This window comes from Spirosoma pomorum, from assembly GCF_054776615.1.
Map to the genome: position 1 here is coordinate 932,117 of NZ_BAAHBP010000001.1, position 19,795 is coordinate 951,911.

A 19,795-nucleotide genomic window follows, 5' to 3' on the forward strand; every position below is an offset into this window, starting at 1 on the left:
TCGGATACCGTCCTTGCTTTCTCGTTCGGCTAGAAAACTCTTATCTGCCGCTGGGCAAAAGCTAGCCTTTAGGTCGTATCATTGCGGCAGGAAAGACCAGTAGATGACCTTTCACGGCTACCCTTATGCTGTCCGCTTTATCGCACCGAATTGCCAGATTGGATTCGCATCAGCGAGTTCTTTTTGCCCTTGCGCTGGCCGTTACCACGTTCGCGTTGCTTCCCAACAGCACCAGCTTGATTGTTCGGCTGATTCTGATGTGGCTCGTCTTTGCGGGTACCACACTGGTTATGATGTGGCTGAGTATTCTGCTAGTCCATCCCCGCGATTTTCCCCACTTGTCGCAGCTTGAAGATTCAAGCCGAACGCTTATTCTCTTCTTAGTTACCTCGGCCGCCGTGGCCAGTTTAGTCGCTGCAATAGCGATGCTGGGCCATACTACAGATGCCAATCAGACGGGCCATACGCTGCTGGCCATCTTCACCGTAATTAGTTCGTGGGCGCTGGTCCACACCATCTTCACTCTGCGCTACGCCCATTTGTATTACGGTAGTAATCCAGACCCGAAGAAACGGCCCGGTGGGCTCGATTTCCCCCAAGATTCTGAACCGGACTACCTGGATTTTGCTTATTTTTCGTTCGTGATCGGTATGACCAGCCAGGTATCCGACGTAGCGATTGGCTCAAAACCAATGCGTCGAACGGCGCTGATTCACGGCATTCTGTCGTTCGCATTCAATGCCATCATCATCGCGCTGACCATCAGTGGCCTTTCCAGTATGCTTTAGTCTCAGCGCTTTACCCGGCCTTGCTTTTTAGCTTTCTCGGCCTGTTCTTTTTCGTATTCGTCGCGCTGCCGTTTGTCAGAAACCAGCGTGCGATACAGACCATTCAATACGTAGATATCGTCAACTTCATCGATCAGCAGATGTAGTTGTTCACGGACTTGATTGATATTCATTAAATTGATTTGTTGAGACAAGTTGCTAGCTCTATAACATGACTAGCCGCTTTTTTGCTCAATGGAAAAAGAAATACCCCAGCGCGATACCCGCAATGACACCGATCAAGTCGGCTAACAGACCGGCGACGATGGCGTAACGAGTTTTCTTGATACCGACCGAGCCGAAATACAGCGCAACGATGTAAAATGTCGTATCGGCAGCCCCCTGAAAAATGCAGCTCAGCCGCCCCACGAACGAATCCGGTCCGAACTGTTTCATAGCGTCGATCATGAGTGCCCGCGACGCACTGCCGCTCAGTGGACGCATCAACGCGACGGGCAGGGCGTCCGTGAAGTCAGTGTTAAGCCCCGTCAGTGCGATAACGTATTTCATGCTGTCAACTACGTAGGTCATCGCCCCTGAATTACGGAATGCTCCGATTGCCACCAGCATGCCTACCAGGTAAGGAATAATCCGGACGGAGGTTTCGAAACCGGCCTTAGCTCCTTCGATAAACGTATCGAATACATCAATCCGCTGCCGAATTGCGCCAATCAGGAATACGACCACGATACTCATCAACAGAATATTTCCCGTCACCTTCGATACCGTTTCCAGCTGTTCTTTGGGCAGTTGGCCTAAATACCAGAGGGCAAGACCAAGGAAGACAGTTACGCCCCCAATGCCGCCTAATACCGTTCGATTGAACAAATTCAGGCGCTGTTTTACGCCCACGATCAGGATACTGGCAACGGTGGCGACGTAGGTGCCAATGAGGCAAGGAATAAACACATCAGACGGGTCAGCAGCCCCCAGAATAGCCCGTTGCGCCATGATGCCCAGCGGAATGATCGTCAGGCCCGAGGTGTGCAGCACCAGGAACATAATCTGTGCGTTACTGGCCGTTTCTTTAGTAGGGTTCAACTCCTGTAAGCTTTGCATGGCTTTCAGGCCGAAAGGCGTAGCCGCGTTATCCAGGCCCAGCATATTCGCCGAAAAATTCATGATCATCTGCCCATTAGCGGGATGATCTTTCGGTACTTCAGGGAAGAGTTTATTGAAGAAGGGGCCAATTACCCGCGCGATCGCCCCAATAGCGCCAATCTTCTCGGCAATATTAAGCAACCCCAGAAAAAAGGTCATTACCCCCGCCAACGGCAACGCGATATCCATGACCGCCACTTTCGACGAATCGAACAACCCTTCGACGATGGTCTTGAAAATTTCGGTATCACCGAAAACGATCAGTTTAAAAAGCGCTACGACGAACGCCACAATAAAAAATGCAACCCAGATGTAGTTTAACGCCACGGTCTAAAAAGCGAGTGAGCAAACGAGCGATGGCCTTTACGATCGCCAAATGCTGTAAGTTTACGCATCATCCGCTAGAAAATGTACATCTGAATCATCTAAACGCATGAAGTTCCTGTTTCCAACACGGCCCAATCGCCTGCTGACGCGTGTTTCACTGGCCTCGTTCTTTCTCGCTTTTGCTCTTTCAACGGTCGCCCAGCCTAAGCTCGAAAAAGCAATGATCAAAGAGGGGCTGGTTGATGTGCAGACCGTGGACCCCAGTATTCTAGTGGAGTTGAAATATTCTACAACCGACAACTTTGTGGGAAAAGACGTGTACGACGACCTAACGCGGGCGTATCTGCAACCTATGACCGCCCGAAAACTCGCGAACGCCAGTAAATACCTGCAGGATAAACATCCGGATTTGCGTTTGTTGGTGTATGATGCTGCCCGGCCCCGGACGGCCCAATGGAAACTTTGGAATGCGTTACCCAACATGCCCGAATCAGAACGCCAGAAGTACGTAGCCGATCCGCGCAAAGGTTCTGTTCATAATTACGGCTGTGCGGTTGATTTGACGGTTGCTACCAGCGACGGGAAGCCACTGGACATGGGCACTAAATATGACTACTTCGGCGAATTAGCCTACCCCTCCCGCGAAAAGGAACTGTTGGCCGCGGGCAAACTCACGCAGAAGCAAATCGACAACCGGCAGATTTTACGTGATGCCATGCTCAAGGCCGGTTTCAGCCGAATTGAGTTTGAGTGGTGGCATTTTAATTCGATTTCGCGGGAAAAAGCCAAAATGGCGTTCCGGATTGTGGAGTAGAATATCCTCAGACAGGATTACAGGATTTGCGCGGTTAGTAACCGATTAATCTTATAATCCTGTCAATAGTCATCAAAACACCAGATTATCAATTAATCGTGTCTGGCCCAGGTACGCAGCGATGCAGATTGCCGTCTGGCCAGGAGCCAGTACTTCGACGACGGGCTGCATTGTTTCGGCATTGACGGTTTCAACGTATTCCAGCCGGAAACCGGGCCGGCTACTGAAATAGCCGGTTACGGAGGCCCGGGCCTGCGCCGGGCTCTGTCCTTCCAGTAATAGTTCATGCGCCATAGTCAGCGCGGCATAAATTGCCGGAGCTTGTTCCCGTTCGTCAGGCGTCAGATTACGATTTCGGGACGACAGTGCCAGTCCGTCGGCCTCCCGCACGGTTGGGCAGACAACCAACTCAACCGGAAAATTTAGATCACGGATGAGTCGGCGGATAACGGCTACCTGCTGCAAATCTTTCTGGCCAAAATAAGCCCGGTCTGGTTGCACCATGTTGAATAGTTTCGCCACGACGATACCAACGCCGTTGAAATGACCCGGCCGAAAGGCTCCCTCCATCACCGTTTCCAGATCACCGAAGCTCAGTTTCATGACGGGCGACTCGGGGTATACTTCTTCCACAGAAGGGGCAAAAACAACATCACAACCGGCCGCTTCCAATTTCTGACAATCGTCTTCCAGAGTTCGGGGGTAACGCGCCAGATCATCTGGATTATTGAACTGAACCGGGTTGACGAAGATGCTGCTCACGACAAGATCATTCTCCTGACGGGCTTTTTGAATCAGGGCGATGTGGCCTTCGTGCAGGGCTCCCATGGTTGGCACGAGAGCAATTTTACTGGTTGCGCGGTCAGCGCTCAGGCGCTGGCGCAGCTCAGCGATAGTGGAAAAGCGAAACATAAAACTGTCGATCAAGCTCGGTGTTACGTGTTACCGGTATAACCAGGTGGTTACACCGACTAGAGGCCGAAAGTTGCCTTTTTTTGAGCTTTTTTGCACAAATCTTATTGAAATACGGGAAAATTTTGTATAATTTTGCAAGTTTTTTAGGTCTCTCAGACAACACACTCCTCCCGTTTTATGAGCAAACTTCGTATCCTTTACGTTGCCAGCGAAATTAATCCTTTCCTGAAAACGTCCGACGTCGCCGATTTCGTCCGCAAACTGCCGCAGGCTATGCAAGAGCGGGGCATGGAAATCCGTATCCTGGTGCCGCGGTTCGGGCTGATTAATGAACGCAAAAACCGGTTACACGAAGTAGTGCGGTTGTCAGGTATCAATATTGCCGTGGGCGACGAAGAGAAGCCACTCATCATCAAAGTTGCTTCCATTCCAACGGCCAAGTTACAGGTGTACTTTATCGATAACGAAGATTACTTCCAGCGGAAGTATGTTTTCCACGACAAAGAAAACCGGTTTTATGACGATAACGACGAACGCGCTATTTTCTTCTGCAAAGGCGCGCTCGAAACCGTCAAGAAATTAGGCTGGGCTCCTGACATCGTTCACTGCAACGACTGGATGACCGCACTGATTCCATTGTATCTCAAAACAACCTACAAAAACGACCCAATGTTCAAGGACACCAAGTCGGTTTTCACGGTGTACAATAACGCATTTGAGCACCGTTTCGAAGGTGATATTCTCGAAAAGGCGCGCATGATGGACATCGACGATTCGATGCTGACCGAACTGAAAACGGCCGACTTCCCCGGCTTTATCCGCATTGGCTGTACGTACGCCGACGCGGTTGTCCGGGCCGAAGAGGAATCGAGCGAAAGCCTGAACGCCATCCTGAACGACCTGCCCGAACACAAATTCGAAACAGAAGAGAACGACGTTACCGAACGCTATTTCAACTTATACACGCAACTAGCTGGTTAATTTAATCAGGCTCGGCATAGAAAGCGGGATTCGTTCGCAGCGACATGATTTTACAAAAAGCCGGCCATCCGGCTTTTTGTATTTACTTTACTGGCAACGAGTCTCGTTTAGTTTAAACCTATGAGCTGCCTCGTGCAGCATCCGAAAACTATGTGTGGTATTGTTGCTTACGTCGGTCACCGGGACGCCTGTCCGCTGGTCATTAAAGGCCTGAAACGACTTGAATATCGAGGGTACGACAGCGCGGGCGTGGCGCTGATGAATCAGAACGGCCTCCAGGTCTACAAGAAGAAAGGTAAAGTAGCTGCGCTGGAGCAGGAGCTGGCCAGTAAAGACACCAGCAGCACGATTGGGATGGGACACACCCGTTGGGCCACCCACGGTGAACCAAACGATGTCAATGCCCACCCGCATTATTCCTTTCACCGCAAGCTGGTCATTATTCACAATGGCATCATCGAGAATTACGCGGCCATTAAGCAGGCTTTACTAAAAAAAGGCCATACGTTCCAGAGCGAAACCGACACCGAAGTACTCGGACAGTTTATCGAAGACATCTGGGAAAATACTGCCGGAAGTTCGCTGGAAGATGCCGTCCGGCTGGCGTTGCAGGAGGTCGTTGGCGCCTATGCCATCGTGGTCATGAACCAGGCCGAGCCAACCCAGCTAATTGCCGCCCGGAAAGGGTCGCCCTTGGTCATTGGTGTGGGTGAAAACGAGTTTTTTCTGGCATCCGATGCTACGCCCATCATTGAGTACACGAAGGACGTAATCTACCTCAACGATTACGAGATTGCGGTCATCAACAACGGCGCACTTACAGTCGTTACGCTCGATAATACGACCACAACGCCCTACGTCCACAAAATTGAACTGGAGCTGGAAGCCATCGAAAAAGGTGGTTTCGACCATTTCATGCTCAAGGAGATTTTCGAGCAACCGCGCTCCATTGCCGATTCCATGCGCGGACGCGTTCAGGCCGACGCAGGGACGTTGCAGTTGGGCGGTCTGCGCGACTACCTGGACAAACTAGCCAAATCACAACGTATCGTTATTGTCGGCTGCGGTACGTCCTGGCACGCGGGTCTGGTGGCCGAATACATTTTTGAAGAGCTGGCCCGAATTCCGGTTGAGGTTGAATACGCGTCCGAGTTTCGCTACCGCAATCCAATCATCAATGAGGGTGACATTGTGATCGCCATTTCGCAATCGGGTGAAACCGCCGATACGCTGGCCGCCATCGAACTAGCCAAATCGAAAGGAGCTACAATCTTCGGCGTATGCAACGTAGTGGGCTCGTCCATTGCGCGCGCTACTCACGCGGGAGCCTACACCCACGCCGGGCCTGAAATTGGCGTAGCCAGTACCAAAGCCTTTACCGCGCAGGTAACCGTCCTGACGTTGATGGCGCTGGCAGCGGCCAAACGTAAAGACATGATCTCGGAATCCTTGTTTCGGCAGTTGCTGGTTGAGTTGGAAAGTATTCCGGCCAAGGTCGAGAAAGTGTTGCAGGCCGCCGACAAAATCAAGGAGATTGCTTACATCTTCACCTACGCCCGTAACTTCATTTACCTGGGCCGGGGCCTCAATTTCCCCGTGGCCCTGGAAGGCGCGTTAAAGTTAAAGGAGATCAGCTACATCCACGCCGAGGGATACCCAGCCGCTGAGATGAAGCACGGTCCTATTGCGCTCATCGACGAAGACATGCCTGTTGTTGTCCTGGCAACGAAAGACTCGTCGTACGAGAAAGTCGTGTCGAATATTCAGGAAGTGAAAGCGCGGAAAGGACGGGTCATTGCGATCACGACCGAAGGCGATACGCACCTCGCGGGTATGGTTGATTTCACCATCGAAATTCCGAACGTACACGAAATATTGATGCCGTTGGTATCAGTCATTCCGTTACAGTTGCTGGCTTACGACATCGCCGTAATGCGCGGACGTAACGTCGATCAGCCTCGCAACCTGGCAAAATCGGTAACCGTCGAATAAATGATTAACGACAGGCCTGGGCTTCGACCCAGGCCCTGTCTGATAGTGTTTCCGCCAACTGACTGATCGATTGGGGTAATTTACGGTCACCAACAACCATGAACGTACTCCACTCCCGATGATACGTATTCTTTTCTGTCGTAATATCCAGGCTGTAAAAAAACTGGTCACAGCATTCTTGCTCGGCTTTTTCCGGCAGGCTTTTGTATTCTGCCGTGTTGAAGTCCGTTAGCAACGTACGCCAGTCACCATACGAGATTGTTTTGTCACATTGCCGGGCCTGAAAGCGCTGCTCAGCATCATTCAGCGTGATCTTATAGGAAACCCCGGCAAAGCCGCCACCCATATAGTATTCTATCTGGGTGATATTTTCGGGGTTGACCAGATCAGGGCGGCAGCTCAGCAGCCCAACAAGGGCCAGTAGAATCGGAACGGCTTTCATTTACGTCTATTTTTTTCAGTAAGACCCCACCTGGCGGCAAAGGGTTGGTGCGTGATCCATAGAACAAAAACGCGTCAGGTACCAGCCATCAGACACTTCTTTCTGCCCGTTATTATCCGCGGCAAATAACACATCTTTACGGTAGTGTTATCAGTGCTTTAAGCAGCACGAATATCCCCTAAATACCTTTGTCGTTCAGCACTTTATTCCTACCTTTATTGTTCTTTTTAGAGCAACAAACAACTGACTAATGACACCGATTCTCAGGCCCTTGGCCAACGTGTTGGTGCCTTAACTTTATGAAGCGAGGACGTAATAACCCCAGTCAATTACAGATTGATTTTCTGGCGGCTTTCCGGCGTATGCTGGTCAGTCTGGGAAGCGCGAACAATCTTCCCGTCAACGAGAGCCTGTTCATGCGCATGACCGATCAGTGGGAACGCGCTCAGGTTATCCCAGCCGACTTATTATTTCAGAAAAGCCCCGTCGAAGCGGTGGTTTTCCGCCTGAAGAAAAGTGAACAGGAAGCGGGCACGGAGCGATTGCAGTTTCCGGCCGAGCTGATTGCCGGCGAGATTCGCGGGGAACAGGGACTGACGGGATTCTCGGCTAAATTCCGGGAGCAGGGCTGGCTTATTCTGCCCGCCGAACTATCGCCCATGTACAAGAATCTTTTCCTGAATATTCTGACGGCATCGATTGGTCTGGAACATCTGTATCCAACCCGGTCGGAGTTACTCGTGGAAGCAGAGCGGTCAGCCCTGGCGGCCATGCTTCCTGAAGACGAGATTCGTAAGTTCTTCGGCCTCAAACTATCGCGTTTCCCGGACAGCTTCCGCAACGAAGTATCGACCTATTTTAACCTGCCTTTCGATTACGTTCTGAAAAGGGCTCACCACGCCGGTTTCGTTTCCGATCAGGTTATGGACGACTTTCGGACGAATAGCGCTACACCCCGCACTACTACGCTACGGCGGCCCCAAAGCCACCGAGCCGCCTAGTACAATTGTTCTTACTCAAGACAGCCGACTCATCTCTTGCAGACAGGTCGGCTTTTTTGTTTCATCAATAATACCCGATGCCGGGAGAAAGATGGTTTAGTATATACCAGCCCGGTACGTAAAGAAATATTGGCTTTACGTAATGAATAACATAAATTGGTTACTAGTGGTTATCGGGCGACGCAAAATCGTCCCGGATGCTAGATATTTTATAAATTACTAAGCAGCGTATCAACGACTACTCGCCTGTAAACCACGGCCAGAACCTGGTAATTTGTGAACAGACGGGTGTGTTTGGGCATTTAGCTAGATACATCACTAATTCATGGTCGGCGACTATTTTTGTTTTTTAAGCGGTACCCGTTCATTTCGTCACACTTTTTGCTAGGGCTAAAAATACCTAATCCGGCAGCGACAAGACCGTTTAGTAACCCATTGTATGAAGCAACTGTCTATTCTCTTATTCTTCCTGATTGGAAGCCTGTCGGCTTACGCCCAGCTAACTCTGGGGGGCTTGGTCGTCGATGAGCAATACCAGCCCATCAAAGGCGCAACGATCACCATCCGGGGCTTGCCAACGAGTGTCCAGACCGACGCCGATGGTCGATTTTCGATGACAACATCGGCCAACCTACCCTTGACGATTTTCGTATCGTACACCGGTTACCGTCGGCAGGATATCAGCGTTCAGGGCAACAATTTTCGGAGCATCTCGGTGCGGATGGTCAAGGATATTGAAGTAGTGGGTAATCTGGTCACTGCCGCCAGTCGCTTCCCGGAAGAACTGCTCTCAGCCCCCGTAACGATTGAGAAATTAACGTCACAGGATTTTGCCAACTCCCCTTCGCCAACGGCCTTCGGTACGCTTCAATACACGAAAGGCGTCGACCTGATGACTAATAGCATGCTGTTTAGCTCAGTCAACGTACGGGGCTTTGGTTCGCCGGGCAACACGCGTTTGGTACAACATACGGACGGTATGGATAACCGCTCGCCGGGCCTGGGCTTTGGCTTCGGTAACGTAGCGGGGCTACCCGATCTTGACGTCGAATCCATCGAACTGGTTTCGGGGGCAGCATCGGCACTCTACGGCCCCGATGCCATGCAGGGATTGCTATCAACGACGAGCAAGAGCCCTTTTACGCACCAGGGGTTAAGCGCCCAGATGATGGTGGGCATGAATAACCTGGGGAAGGCCGATTTTGGCCCCAAAGGCTATGCTAATTACGGCTTCCGATACGCAACCCGGCTGGGCGAACGCTTTGCCTTTAAAGTGAATTTTCAGCGGGTCTCCGGTACCGATTTTATTGCCGACGATTACAATGATCGTTCCGTTCGATCTCGTCCTGGTTTCCTGAGCACAAATCCCGACCGGGGGGGGCTGGCAACCGGCGTCAGTTACGTACCGAACAACAATGCCGCTACCAATTTTCAATTCGACGCGGTCAACCGCTACGGCGATGACGTCAACGCGGGTGGTCAGTACAACTTCCCGACGAACTACGCCAATACGCTGCTGCGGAACCAGTCCGTTACACGGTCGGGCTACAACGAAGTGGATCTGATCGGTAATAACGGCCAGGTCTATAACAACCGCGCCAATGCGTCCCTGCATTACAAACTGGGGCGTAGCGTCGAAGCATCGTTGGGCTGGTACTACGGCAACGGTAACTTTATCAGCACCGGCAACTACCGGAATTACTTCCCCAACTACCAGCGGCATCAGTTCAAGGCCGAGTTAAAAGGCGACAACTTTTTTCTGCGCGCGTACACAACCCAGCAACAGGGCGAAGGCTGGAATATTGGCCAGACAGCCGTAGCGATCAACAACGCCTGGAGCCCGCTCAACCAATGGGCCGCGCAGTTTGGGCAGGTATATGTCGAGAACAAAGTTAGCGTCGGAGAAGCCCGGAATCAGGCCGACCGTAACAGGTACCTGCCAGGCTCGGCTAACTTCCGGTCGGCGCGTGATGGTATTACGGCCGTTTACAATACCGAACGGAGCGCGTTGCTTGATACGACAGGAACCCGTTTCCGCGACAATTCAGCGCTGTATCATTACGAAGGCATGTATAACTTCTCGTCGCTGTTCAACGATGCCTTTGATCTGACCATCGGCGGAAATATTCGACGATACGCCCTCTACACGGGTGGTACCCTCTTCGCGCTTCAATCCGACGGTAACGAGTACACCATCAATGAGCAGGGTGCATATATCCAAGCGGGTAAAGCCCTGAAGTTCGGGGAGTCGGTTACGTTCAAGCCGATGGCTTCGATCCGGTACGACAAGAACCAGTACGTTGATGGTGTATTTTCGCCCCGGTTTTCGGCCGTTCTGAGTCTGGGCGATCATCACTTCCGGGCTTCCTGGCAATCTGCCTTCCGGAATCCAACGCCGATTGAACTGTTTTCTTTACCAGCCGCGGGTGTCTCCGGGGACGTTGGTGGGTTAACCTCAACGGCTCAGTCCGCCCGATTAGTTACCAGTCCAGGCTATTTACCCGCCGACGTAACGACGTATGTCTCGGAGACGATCACGGCCAGTCAGTTACAGAGCCGGGCCTACAGACCGGCTCTCATCAAACCCGAACAAGTGAATACCTGGGAGGTTGGTTATCGCACGGAAGTGGACGGAAAGCTCTACATCGACGCTTACTATTTTGCCAGCCGCTATACCGACCTGATCACGCAGCAATCGCTCTATCAACTTAATTCGGGCGGACAGCTGACGGATTTTCGCAGCACAACCGCTACGCAAGCCTATCGAACACTCCAGCTTTACCAAAATAGCCCTAATAACGTCTTTGTTAACGGGGGTGGCATTAGCCTGTCCTACAACCTAGGCGCGGATTTTACCCTGAGCGGCAATTACGCCTTCCAATCAGGAGCCATTACGTTGCTCGACGCGCAGGGCAACGTAATCAAGGACAGGTCAGGCGCGCCGGTATCCAGACGTAAAATAAGCGACCCAGCGGTATTGCAACTCGGCCGCACCTATTTCAATACCCCGGATAATCGGTACAGCATCAGCCTGAGCAACCCGCATCTGAGCAATCGGCTGGGCGCGTCACTCGTTTACCGCTGGACAAACCGCACCTGGTACGAACAGGGCATTACGCAGGGCGATGTGTGGCTGCCCGCCTGGGCTACGCTCGATGGGCAGGTTTCGTACCGCGTACCAGCGCTCCAGTCGACCATTAAACTCGGCGCAACGAACATGCTTAACAAGTACTACGCACAGGGTTACGGCCTCGCCCAGATTGGCGGCTTATATTACCTGAGCTGGACGTTCGATGAACTGATGCGGTAAAGTTTTTGACTAGAACAACAAATGGTGCGATAAAAACAGGCGGGACACAATCCCGCCTGTTTTGTTTATGGTATTGAGTAATCGATTTAAGCCAGTCTCATGCCCGATTTCAAGTCCGCCATTATCTACCAGATTTATCCCCGAAGTTTCAACGATGCCAACGGCGATGGAATCGGCGACCTGGTGGGCATTATCCAAAAGCTGGATTACCTGCATGATCTCGGCGTCGATCTCCTCTGGTTGAGTCCCATCTTTCCCTCCCCCAACGCCGACAATGGCTATGACGTCAGCGATTACGAAGGTATCATGCCCGAGTTCGGTACCATGGACGACTTCGACGAACTGCTGGCGGGTGTGCACAAGCGGGGCATGCGGCTGATGCTGGACCTGGTTGTCAACCACAGTTCCGACGAGCACCGGTGGTTCGCCGAAAGCCGGAAAAGCAAAGACAACCCGTACCGAGACTACTATGTCTGGCGTGAACCCAAAGCGGGAGATAATGCGAATCATCAGCCACCTAATGATTGGGTTTCCATTTTCTCTGGCCCAGCCTGGACCTTCGATGAAGCAACGGGCGAGTATTACCTGCATTTGTTTCTCGACAAACAGCCGGACCTAAACTGGGAGAACCCGGCACTGCGACAGGAAGTCTACCGGATGATGCGGTTCTGGCTCGGCAAAGGCGTTGATGGCTTCCGAATGGACGTCATTCCGTTTATTTCTAAGGAACAGACCTTTCCAGATTTCCCGCCTGGCCGTTTCGGTGATACGTCAGTGTACGCCAACGGGCCGCGGGTGCATGAGTTTCTACGGGAAATGAACCAGGAAGTTTTGAGCCAGTACGAGTGCATCAGCATTGGCGAGGGCGTGGGTATTTCGTCGGAGCAGGCCCGGCTTTACGTGGGTGAAGACCGGCGGGAACTGAACATGATCTATCATTTCGGACACGCCATTCCCCGCGACGAACAGCATTTTTCGCAACCTGCCCCGGAGTTTACGCTGCTGGAGTTGAAACACGTTTTCGACACTTGGGACCGGGCTATGGAAAACGACAACAAGACCGGCGATGGCTGGCAGAACATTTATTTCGGGAACCACGACAATCCGCGCTCGGTATCCCGTTTTGGCAACGTCGATCAGTTTCACTATGAGTCGGCAACGATGCTCGCTACGGTGCTGCTGACCCAGCGCGGAACACCAACGATCTACCAGGGCGACGAGATTGGGATGACGAACTGTCCGTTTGCTGACATCACTGAGTTTAACGACGTGCAGGTTCTGAACGCCTACAAAGCACTGGTCAGCACAGGCAAGGTATCGAAAGCAGACTTTCTTCAATCCGTCAATTACATCGGCCGCGATCACGCCCGGACGCCCATGCAGTGGTCCAACGGACGTAATGCGGGATTCACCACCGGCCAGCCCTGGCTCAAAGTGAATCCCAACTACCCGACGATCAACGTAGCGGATCAGCAGGTTCGGAACGATTCCGTTCTGAGTTTTTATAAGCAACTCATTCGCTGGCGTCGGCAAACGCCCGCCATCTGGGACGGCACCTACAACGATCTTCTCCCCGATCACCCGACCGTCTGGGCCTACGAACGCGTACTGAACAATGACCGCATAATCGTACTGGCGAACTTCTCCCCCAACGAAATTTACGTCCCGGAAGCTGAAATCGGTGAGTTAGTGTTATCGAACTACGTAACGCCTGCGCTGGCGCTGCGGCCGTATGAGGCTAGGGTTTTAGTAGCGCTGCAATAGCTCACTCAAACAGAAATGCCTTCCCGACGTGCCTGCTGATAAACTGGGGGATGAATGGTATACGTCTGACTCAAAGCTAGTAGGACACTGTACAGGCTTTGTATTGTCGGATGGTAAGATTTAGCGTGTACTATACATCACAATATGTACACATTTTGCTGATTTGAAGGCTTTAGTTTGTAAAGTGCAAATTAGCCACTCTTATTGTGTAAATTTGCATTGTATTTCTTTCCAATTAAACATGAATGCTTCCCAACTATCGCGCCAATCGTCCAACAGAACGTATCAGCGTCCTATATCAGAGCTTATTCAACAGGCTCGCGAAGGTGTGTTACGTCGTCGTGTCGATGAAGTTGCTAGGCTTGTTGGTTTGACTGACAAAGAAATGGCGCATATTCTAGGTATGTCGGTTCGAGGATTACATGGTAAACAAGTCAATGAACTGCTGACGCTGGCAGCCAGTGAACGACTGTTGTTACTCGAACGCTTGATTCAACACGGGTTGACGGTTTTTGATGGCCGAGCCGATCTATTAAGCCGTTGGCTGCACACACCCCTGCATGAGTTAGGCTATCGTGAGGGGCCGGTAGCCAAGCAAGCTATACCGGTGCGCGAGATGGGGAGTTTTCAGGAACCTATGCCAATCTACGAAGCAGCATCGGAGCTATTGAATGCAGATTCATCAGAATCAGTTATCCCCCAGTCGCCGTTAGCAGTGCTGGATACGGTATCTGGATTTTCGTTAGTGGATGATGTACTGGGTCGAATCGAATGGGGCATCGCTGGGTAAAGAGGCATGGAAGTCTTTCGTATCAATAAAGAGCCATACCATGCCGATCCCTTGTCCGCTATTGGCAGCCAACGATACGGCGGCCGGTGGAATCCTAAAGGAAGAGGTATTCTGTACACCAGTCGCACCCCCGAATTAGCCTTGCTTGAAACGCTCGTTCACCTACCCCCACTAACGTTGGCTGAACTGCCTCAACTCTGGCTTAGTACCATTCGTTTACCCGACGAACTGAACAACGCAACTTTCTGGCTTTCCCCTAACCGATTACCACCTTACTGGCGAACAGGCACGCTTGCCGAAACTCAAACCATCCTGGCTGACTGGCTTCTCGACCCGTTTTCTTTGGCTATTGCTGTTCCCTCGGTCATCATTGATACCTCATACAATTTGCTGTTACATCCCCAACATCCAGCGTTCGCCCAGATAGAGGTCATAGGCCAGCGTCCGCTACCATTGAATGGTAGACTAGTGAGGTAATTTTATAGAAGAGCAGTAACGATGTGAGCCGTGATAGACGATAGACAGAAAGCTCGCTTTAATTCAGCCAGTATACAACAACACTTTTACTAACTCTTGACGTCAGGGCCGAAAAATAGCCTGGTTATGGTATTCTAAAAAGAGCTTCGATGGACGATTAACTTCAGTAGCAGGCAGAACTAGCATGTTTTTCCCATGATACTGATAGTACTCTCGACCATTATTAAATTCTTCCTTGATACGTTGACTGATCTCAATTCGGTAGTCAGGAGTAATTGTGATATAGCCATTATCGAAGAGCTTATGCATGTCTGATCGGAGTAATAAACCGTTCGTAACTTGATTCGGACCAGCTTCAGCAAATGGACGAATATGAGCGGCTTCTAACACGGGTAAGGTTTTCTCCCCTGTTATTGCACATCGCTTTTGATAAGCGTCAATAACTGATAACCGAAAAGCCCCCTGCCCAATGCGCACTTTTCGAAGTACCGGATTTCCATATGCTGGCCGATCGTCCGCTACGCTTGGCAACGTGTTTATCTCGGGCGTCTCGTCAAGATAATCCCTCAATAGTGATTCAACTCGTTGCCAGAGTATAAGGCCAATCGCGTTATTGGTCGTATATGTTTTCCCCTGCACAATATTGGTGCTCCAATCTTCTGGAACTGCTATCCAATCTTCTCTCTTGAAAAATACAGGATTAGTGATGGCAATACAACCTATAATTGGGTTTCGCTCTTTGTCTCGGCGGTAGTATTGAATAGCTGTTCGAAATTCGTCAATTGTGTCGAATCCATTACGCCACTGGAACGTGTCCCAAGCTGTAGAAAGTGGTATTTGACTTTGGGCATTGTAGAAACCGACTCCTCCAATGGCATTGTGGGGACTTTTTAGTTTAAGTAAGAAAGGTTCACCTGAACGAAGCGCCCGGAACGCACTGTTCCCTCCGGGACGCCAAAAGTTTATATCCTCAGGCGATCGCTGCCGTAAATAGTCGTACCATTTCCAGTCTGTCTGCCCCAAATAGTATTCCATATTCCAAGATATGGCAAAGCACTACATGAAAGCTATCGCCTGCTAAAAAATAACCCGCCCCTAAACGATAGAGACGGGTTTATGAAAATGATGAGATAGACTTACGCCAGCGCGCCCTGGAACAGTTGTAGGCGCTCGCGCAGGACGTAGCTGCTCACATCGGGGTTCCAGCCACCGCGCACGCTGATCGAGAAGGCGCGAACCGTTGGCGGCAACGTAGCGTACTTGTCCAGGGCGTTGTACCAGACCGACCGGTCCCGGTAGGGAGCCAGCAACGCCCGCGCCCGGTTCAGCGCCCGGTGCTGGCGGGGTGACCAGATCGGCCGCTGTTTGTAGGCGGCTCCCTGGCCGTTCAGCAGATCAGGAAGCGAGTGGGGTGGGCAGAGCGGCAACAGCTCGGCCAGCAGATACAACCCCAGCTCGACATTTAGCAACCGATTCGCCACCATACCCGGTAGGGCGTGGCGATGACGTAACCGGGTTACCAGCGGCTCCTGCCAGTTCAGCAGACCGTTTAGAGCCGGGCTAGCAGTAGGATAAGCGGAGGTTAATACGGCGTTCATTAGTATGTTGTTGTTTGTTAATCAAATTTACACCTAGAAGAACGTAACGTTTTTACGCTCTTCTAAAAACATAAACTTTTTTTTACGATACGCCGAAGCGTCTGCTACTGAGGCATTAGCCCCAGCGTCGGGAAGTAATACACCCGAAACATGCCGTTGTCATTTATGGCCCAGCCTTCTTTCAGAGCCAGCGCAAACAGGCATTTCGAAATGTCGGCCTGGTAAGCCTGGTAGCCCCGGTTTCGCAGGAATTGTTTAACGATGAGCGAGGTTGTTCCGCCCTCTGCCAGAATCAGTGTTGTGGCGGCACGGCGCACGGCCGCTGGGGTGATTTTCTTTTGGGCTGCGTTCATCTTAGCTTTTAATTTTTACCATGTACCGGATGGTGGACTGAGCAGAATTGTAAACGATGAATTCATTCTTGAGCAGACTCACCCCGCGCTGCGCGTAGACCGAGTCGTACTTGGTGTCGATGTTCCGCAGGCGGTCGGCGTCGAGTTCCATGTGCCAGGCCTCGTGTTTGTTTACCACCAGTTGCTCGCCCACGTGGACTTCGTAAATAGCCAGATACGCTTCTTTCTGCGAGCCTCTCGCCCAGGTCGATCCGTGCAGCGACGTGTAGTTGAGCGATTTGCTGAACTGATCGGCGAAGTAGATGCCGTAGCCAAACATCTTGCCGGTAATGACTGCGTTTGCCGGACGTAATACCAGACCCGTTTTCAGAATCGACAGCCAGTTTTCGCTGCGGCTACCGTGCCAAAGCAACTGCGTCTTTTGGTTTGCCTGCCCGCTTACGTACGTATCGAAAGCATTCTGCGTGTGGGCCTGCCGAACGCTGAACGCAGCATCGAACTTATCGGCGTCGGTACCCATCATTAGCTTGATGAGCTTTAGCATGCGCTCGTCAGTGACCGCTTCCATCGTCAGATTCAGCGAGTCGAGCAACGATACTTGCTCAGGTTTGTCGTCCGTCTGTTTCAACTCCACCTGACCGCGCATAACGTCGAGCGTGTCCTGCTCACCGGCCAGCCGATCCTGTAAGGTCTGCACCTCGTCCGCTGATTGAGGCAGTTGCGCCACCAGGTGATCGTTAACCTTGGTCATCCGTCGCGGGATGATCTTGAAGAGTTCCAGCAGCTTTTGGTTGTAGGTCTGAATGTCCAGGCCACCCCCAACCAGCGCAGCCAGTTCGTCCAGCAACCGCTGAGCCGTTTCGACCTGTTTGCGGGTTACCTGCTGCGCCGACACAACGTAATTCTGCCGGATGGACTGGTTGGCCAGGTCAAGCAGGCGACTCATGATGCCACGCACTGCCGGATCGTTGATGCTGCTGGCATCCGTAGCCGCTGTTGTTTCCGCGAACAGATGGGTCTGATCGACATACCCTTTGGCTACTTTCTCACGGATTTTCTTGTCCCAATGGCTCATCGGATACGTCGCCGTGGCCGACGAACCGCCAACGCGGCCGTATTGTACGGTGAACGTATCGCCGTCGTTCTCCCGCATCTCATAAAACTTATTGTTGTTCTGGGCCGTCACCATAATCAGCTTGGCAACGCGCCGGGGTTTGGGTGGTACCGGAGTTGGCTGAACCGATGGTTGGGCCGCCGTCGATTTGACCGACGTAGCCGCTCTGGCAGCGGGTTTGATTTGCTGAAGGGCCGAGCCGGGATTTGCCCAGTCGATGATTGGTTGCAGGAGGCTGGATAACATCGTAGGTAAGGTGGATTGCGAAGGAATGAAGCGGAAAGCGGATCAGGCAACAGTTTGACGTAACGTAATGATGCGATTGCGGAAGAACCCAACGGTTTTCTCCCCGAACCGACTGCGGTCGGCGCTGATGTCGTAGGCCTGCAACCGTTGGGGAATAGCTACGTACGCATCAAGCAGTGCGTTCCAGACACAGCTTTGCTGGATGTGGCTCAGAATCGTCCGGCCCCGATTAAGTAGTCGGTGTTGGCGGGGCGTCCAGGTCGGACCATCCAGGAACGAGCGGCTGTTGTCCGTCAGCAAATTCGGGAGGGCATCCGGCGGGGCGGTGGGGAGTAGTTGCGAAAGCAGATACAACCCCAGTTCAACGTCCAGCAGTTGCTGAGCAGAAAGCATTACACGTTTCGACTGACGTGATACGGCGGGGGTACGGGGCAGCGCCTGGTGCTGCGTTTGGGGTTGAAAGAGAGTGTTCATTAGTAGTGTTGTTTAAAATTCACAGAACAAAGTTCTAGCCGCCAGAACGTAATCTTTTTACGTCCTACTTTTTTTTTGAAACTTTTTTTCGGAGAATTGTAGAACGAGGGAGGAAAGGAGGATGGAGGAAAGGGACGAGAGGGACAAGACGTAATAACGGACAGGAGTAATGTCGGGACTTATGCCTGCTTCTTCAATTCCTTTCCTCCATCCTCCTTTTCTCCCCTTCCTCCTAAAAAACCATGCCCATCACCCGATCTGCTTTTCAGCGTTACCGCATTATCGACGAGATTATCAGTCGCTACCCGCGTCAGTTTTCCAAGCAGAAACTGTTCGACATCTGCCGGGATAAGTGCGGCATCCGGTCGATGTCGTCGCTGGAAAAGGACATTCAGCGCCTGCGCGAAGACCATGACGCGCCCATCGCTTACGACAAACGACGTAACGGTTATTACTACACCGACCCTCAGTTCCGGCTCCTACGGCTCATGCTGAGCCCCGACGATATGGAAGCGCTCGACTACGCCCGCGAGGTACTGGCCGCCACGCAGGGGGCCACCGTTGCCAATGAGCTGACCAACGCCCTTCAGAAGGTGCGGCAGAGCCTGGACATTATCCGGGAGGTGAAACGCGACGGCGATGAGGGCACTACGTTGACGCGCCGGGTCGTCTACGTCGAAGAGCGGATTCTAGGGCAAAACCGGCAGTACGTCCCCGTTCTGATCCGGGCCATCAACCAGAACCGGCAGATTACATTTCGGTACAGCAAACATGAAAACGCCGAACCCGAGCACCGGCTTCGGAATCTTCATCCGATCCTGCTGCGTGAGGTGGCCGACAGTTGGTACGTTATCGGTTACGACGCTGAGAGCCAGCGCGAGAAAACCTTTGCCCTGGACCGCATGAGCGATCTGACCTTACTGGACGACGTCTGCTCTGTACCACCGAACGTACTGGAATACGTCAGCGAACTGTTCGAACATATTTACGGCATCACGGACAGCAGCGGGCCGGTCGAGGAGATTATTCTATCCTTTACGCCCCTGTTCGGGCGTTACGTGAAAGCCAAGCCCATTCACCAGACGCAGGAGATTCTGAGCGATACGGAAACGGAATGCGTCGTTAAGCTTCGCCTAGCCCCCAACCGCGATTTACTGATGCACCTACGTAGTTACGGTGATCATTTGAAGGTGATGCAGCCCCCTAGTCTGGTACAGGCGCTGACGGAATCCATACAGGCAACGTTAGCTCGGTATTGATATAAACGCT

Annotated in this window: 19 protein-coding genes; 10 read left to right on the plus strand and 9 right to left on the minus strand. The window is 52.0% G+C overall.

Annotation, left to right across the window (positions count from 1 at the left end):
* Positions 1-125 precede the first annotated feature (125 nt).
* Positions 126-788, plus strand: coding sequence for a DUF1345 domain-containing protein (locus tag ACYVAD_RS03890; RefSeq protein WP_461138144.1), 663 nt, complete (start codon positions 126-128; stop codon positions 786-788).
* Between the two features lie 2 nt (positions 789-790).
* On the opposite strand, the gene ACYVAD_RS03895 is transcribed toward ACYVAD_RS03890, so the two are convergent.
* Positions 791-961, minus strand: a complete 171-nt coding sequence (locus ACYVAD_RS03895) for a hypothetical protein (RefSeq protein WP_461138145.1) — start codon at positions 959-961, stop codon at positions 791-793.
* Positions 962-1,019: 58 nt separating this feature from the next.
* Positions 1,020-2,255: a nucleoside recognition domain-containing protein gene (locus tag ACYVAD_RS03900; protein ID WP_461138146.1), complete on the minus strand. Its 1,236-nt coding sequence runs from the start codon at positions 2,253-2,255 to the stop codon at positions 1,020-1,022.
* A gap of 106 nt (positions 2,256-2,361) precedes the next feature.
* Between ACYVAD_RS03900 and ACYVAD_RS03905 the strand changes: the two genes are divergently transcribed.
* Entirely contained in the window at positions 2,362-3,069 is a 708-nt protein-coding gene (locus ACYVAD_RS03905; protein WP_461138147.1) for a M15 family metallopeptidase, read from the plus strand.
* 72 nt (positions 3,070-3,141) lie between these two features.
* Here ACYVAD_RS03905 and panC read toward each other — a convergent pair whose 3' ends face one another.
* On the minus strand, positions 3,142-3,981 hold the full coding sequence (gene panC, locus ACYVAD_RS03910) for a pantoate--beta-alanine ligase (protein ID WP_461138148.1): 840 nt from the start codon (positions 3,979-3,981) through the stop codon (positions 3,142-3,144).
* A 180-nt stretch (positions 3,982-4,161) separates the two neighbouring features.
* Here panC and ACYVAD_RS03915 point away from each other — a divergent pair, with 180 nt between their 5' ends.
* The gene (locus tag ACYVAD_RS03915) at positions 4,162-4,965 is read left to right on the plus strand and encodes a glycogen/starch synthase (protein ID WP_461138149.1); all 804 of its coding nucleotides are present in this window, start codon (positions 4,162-4,164) and stop codon (positions 4,963-4,965) included.
* Between the two features lie 150 nt (positions 4,966-5,115).
* A complete protein-coding gene (glmS, locus tag ACYVAD_RS03920; protein ID WP_461138520.1) occupies positions 5,116-6,957 on the plus strand; it encodes a glutamine--fructose-6-phosphate transaminase (isomerizing) in 1,842 nt (613 codons plus the stop codon).
* A gap of 4 nt (positions 6,958-6,961) precedes the next feature.
* Here the strand turns inward: glmS and ACYVAD_RS03925 are convergent, their stop codons facing one another.
* A complete protein-coding gene (locus ACYVAD_RS03925) occupies positions 6,962-7,399 on the minus strand; it encodes a hypothetical protein (RefSeq protein ID WP_461138150.1) in 438 nt (145 codons plus the stop codon).
* Positions 7,400-7,698: 299 nt separating this feature from the next.
* Here ACYVAD_RS03925 and ACYVAD_RS03930 point away from each other — a divergent pair, with 299 nt between their 5' ends.
* From ACYVAD_RS03930 to ACYVAD_RS03950, 5 genes are all read left to right on the plus strand, one after another.
* Positions 7,699-8,400 carry a hypothetical protein gene (locus ACYVAD_RS03930; protein ID WP_461138151.1) on the plus strand — a complete coding sequence of 234 codons (702 nt, stop codon included), beginning with the start codon at positions 7,699-7,701 and terminating at the stop codon, positions 8,398-8,400.
* 439 nt (positions 8,401-8,839) lie between these two features.
* Positions 8,840-11,710, plus strand: a complete 2,871-nt coding sequence (locus ACYVAD_RS03935; protein WP_461138152.1) for a TonB-dependent receptor domain-containing protein — start codon at positions 8,840-8,842, stop codon at positions 11,708-11,710.
* Positions 11,711-11,809: 99 nt separating this feature from the next.
* Positions 11,810-13,474, plus strand: a complete 1,665-nt coding sequence (locus ACYVAD_RS03940; protein WP_461138153.1) for a glycoside hydrolase family 13 protein — start codon at positions 11,810-11,812, stop codon at positions 13,472-13,474.
* A 241-nt stretch (positions 13,475-13,715) separates the two neighbouring features.
* A complete protein-coding gene (locus ACYVAD_RS03945; protein WP_461138154.1) occupies positions 13,716-14,264 on the plus strand; it encodes an antitoxin Xre-like helix-turn-helix domain-containing protein in 549 nt (182 codons plus the stop codon).
* Between the two features lie 6 nt (positions 14,265-14,270).
* The gene (locus ACYVAD_RS03950) at positions 14,271-14,741 is read left to right on the plus strand and encodes an RES family NAD+ phosphorylase (RefSeq protein ID WP_461138155.1); all 471 of its coding nucleotides are present in this window, start codon (positions 14,271-14,273) and stop codon (positions 14,739-14,741) included.
* Positions 14,742-14,843: 102 nt separating this feature from the next.
* Here ACYVAD_RS03950 and ACYVAD_RS03955 read toward each other — a convergent pair whose 3' ends face one another.
* The 5 genes from ACYVAD_RS03955 to ACYVAD_RS03975 form a co-directional block, all read right to left on the minus strand.
* Complete coding sequence (locus tag ACYVAD_RS03955) at positions 14,844-15,776, minus strand: HNH endonuclease (protein WP_461138156.1); 933 nt, start codon at positions 15,774-15,776, stop codon at positions 14,844-14,846.
* 101 nt (positions 15,777-15,877) lie between these two features.
* The gene (locus ACYVAD_RS03960; RefSeq protein WP_461138157.1) at positions 15,878-16,339 is read right to left on the minus strand and encodes a pPIWI_RE_Z domain-containing protein; all 462 of its coding nucleotides are present in this window, start codon (positions 16,337-16,339) and stop codon (positions 15,878-15,880) included.
* Between the two features lie 104 nt (positions 16,340-16,443).
* Complete coding sequence (locus tag ACYVAD_RS03965) at positions 16,444-16,692, minus strand: hypothetical protein (protein WP_461138158.1); 249 nt, start codon at positions 16,690-16,692, stop codon at positions 16,444-16,446.
* Between the two features lies 1 nt (position 16,693).
* Positions 16,694-18,052 (minus strand): WGR domain-containing protein, encoded by a 1,359-nt coding sequence (locus ACYVAD_RS03970; protein WP_461138159.1) that lies wholly within the window; start codon positions 18,050-18,052, stop codon positions 16,694-16,696.
* A 42-nt stretch (positions 18,053-18,094) separates the two neighbouring features.
* On the minus strand, positions 18,095-18,526 hold the full coding sequence (locus ACYVAD_RS03975; protein WP_461138160.1) for a pPIWI_RE_Z domain-containing protein: 432 nt from the start codon (positions 18,524-18,526) through the stop codon (positions 18,095-18,097).
* Positions 18,527-18,768: 242 nt separating this feature from the next.
* Here ACYVAD_RS03975 and ACYVAD_RS03980 point away from each other — a divergent pair, with 242 nt between their 5' ends.
* Positions 18,769-19,785, plus strand: a complete 1,017-nt coding sequence (locus ACYVAD_RS03980; RefSeq protein ID WP_461138161.1) for a helix-turn-helix transcriptional regulator — start codon at positions 18,769-18,771, stop codon at positions 19,783-19,785.
* Positions 19,786-19,795 lie beyond the last annotated feature (10 nt).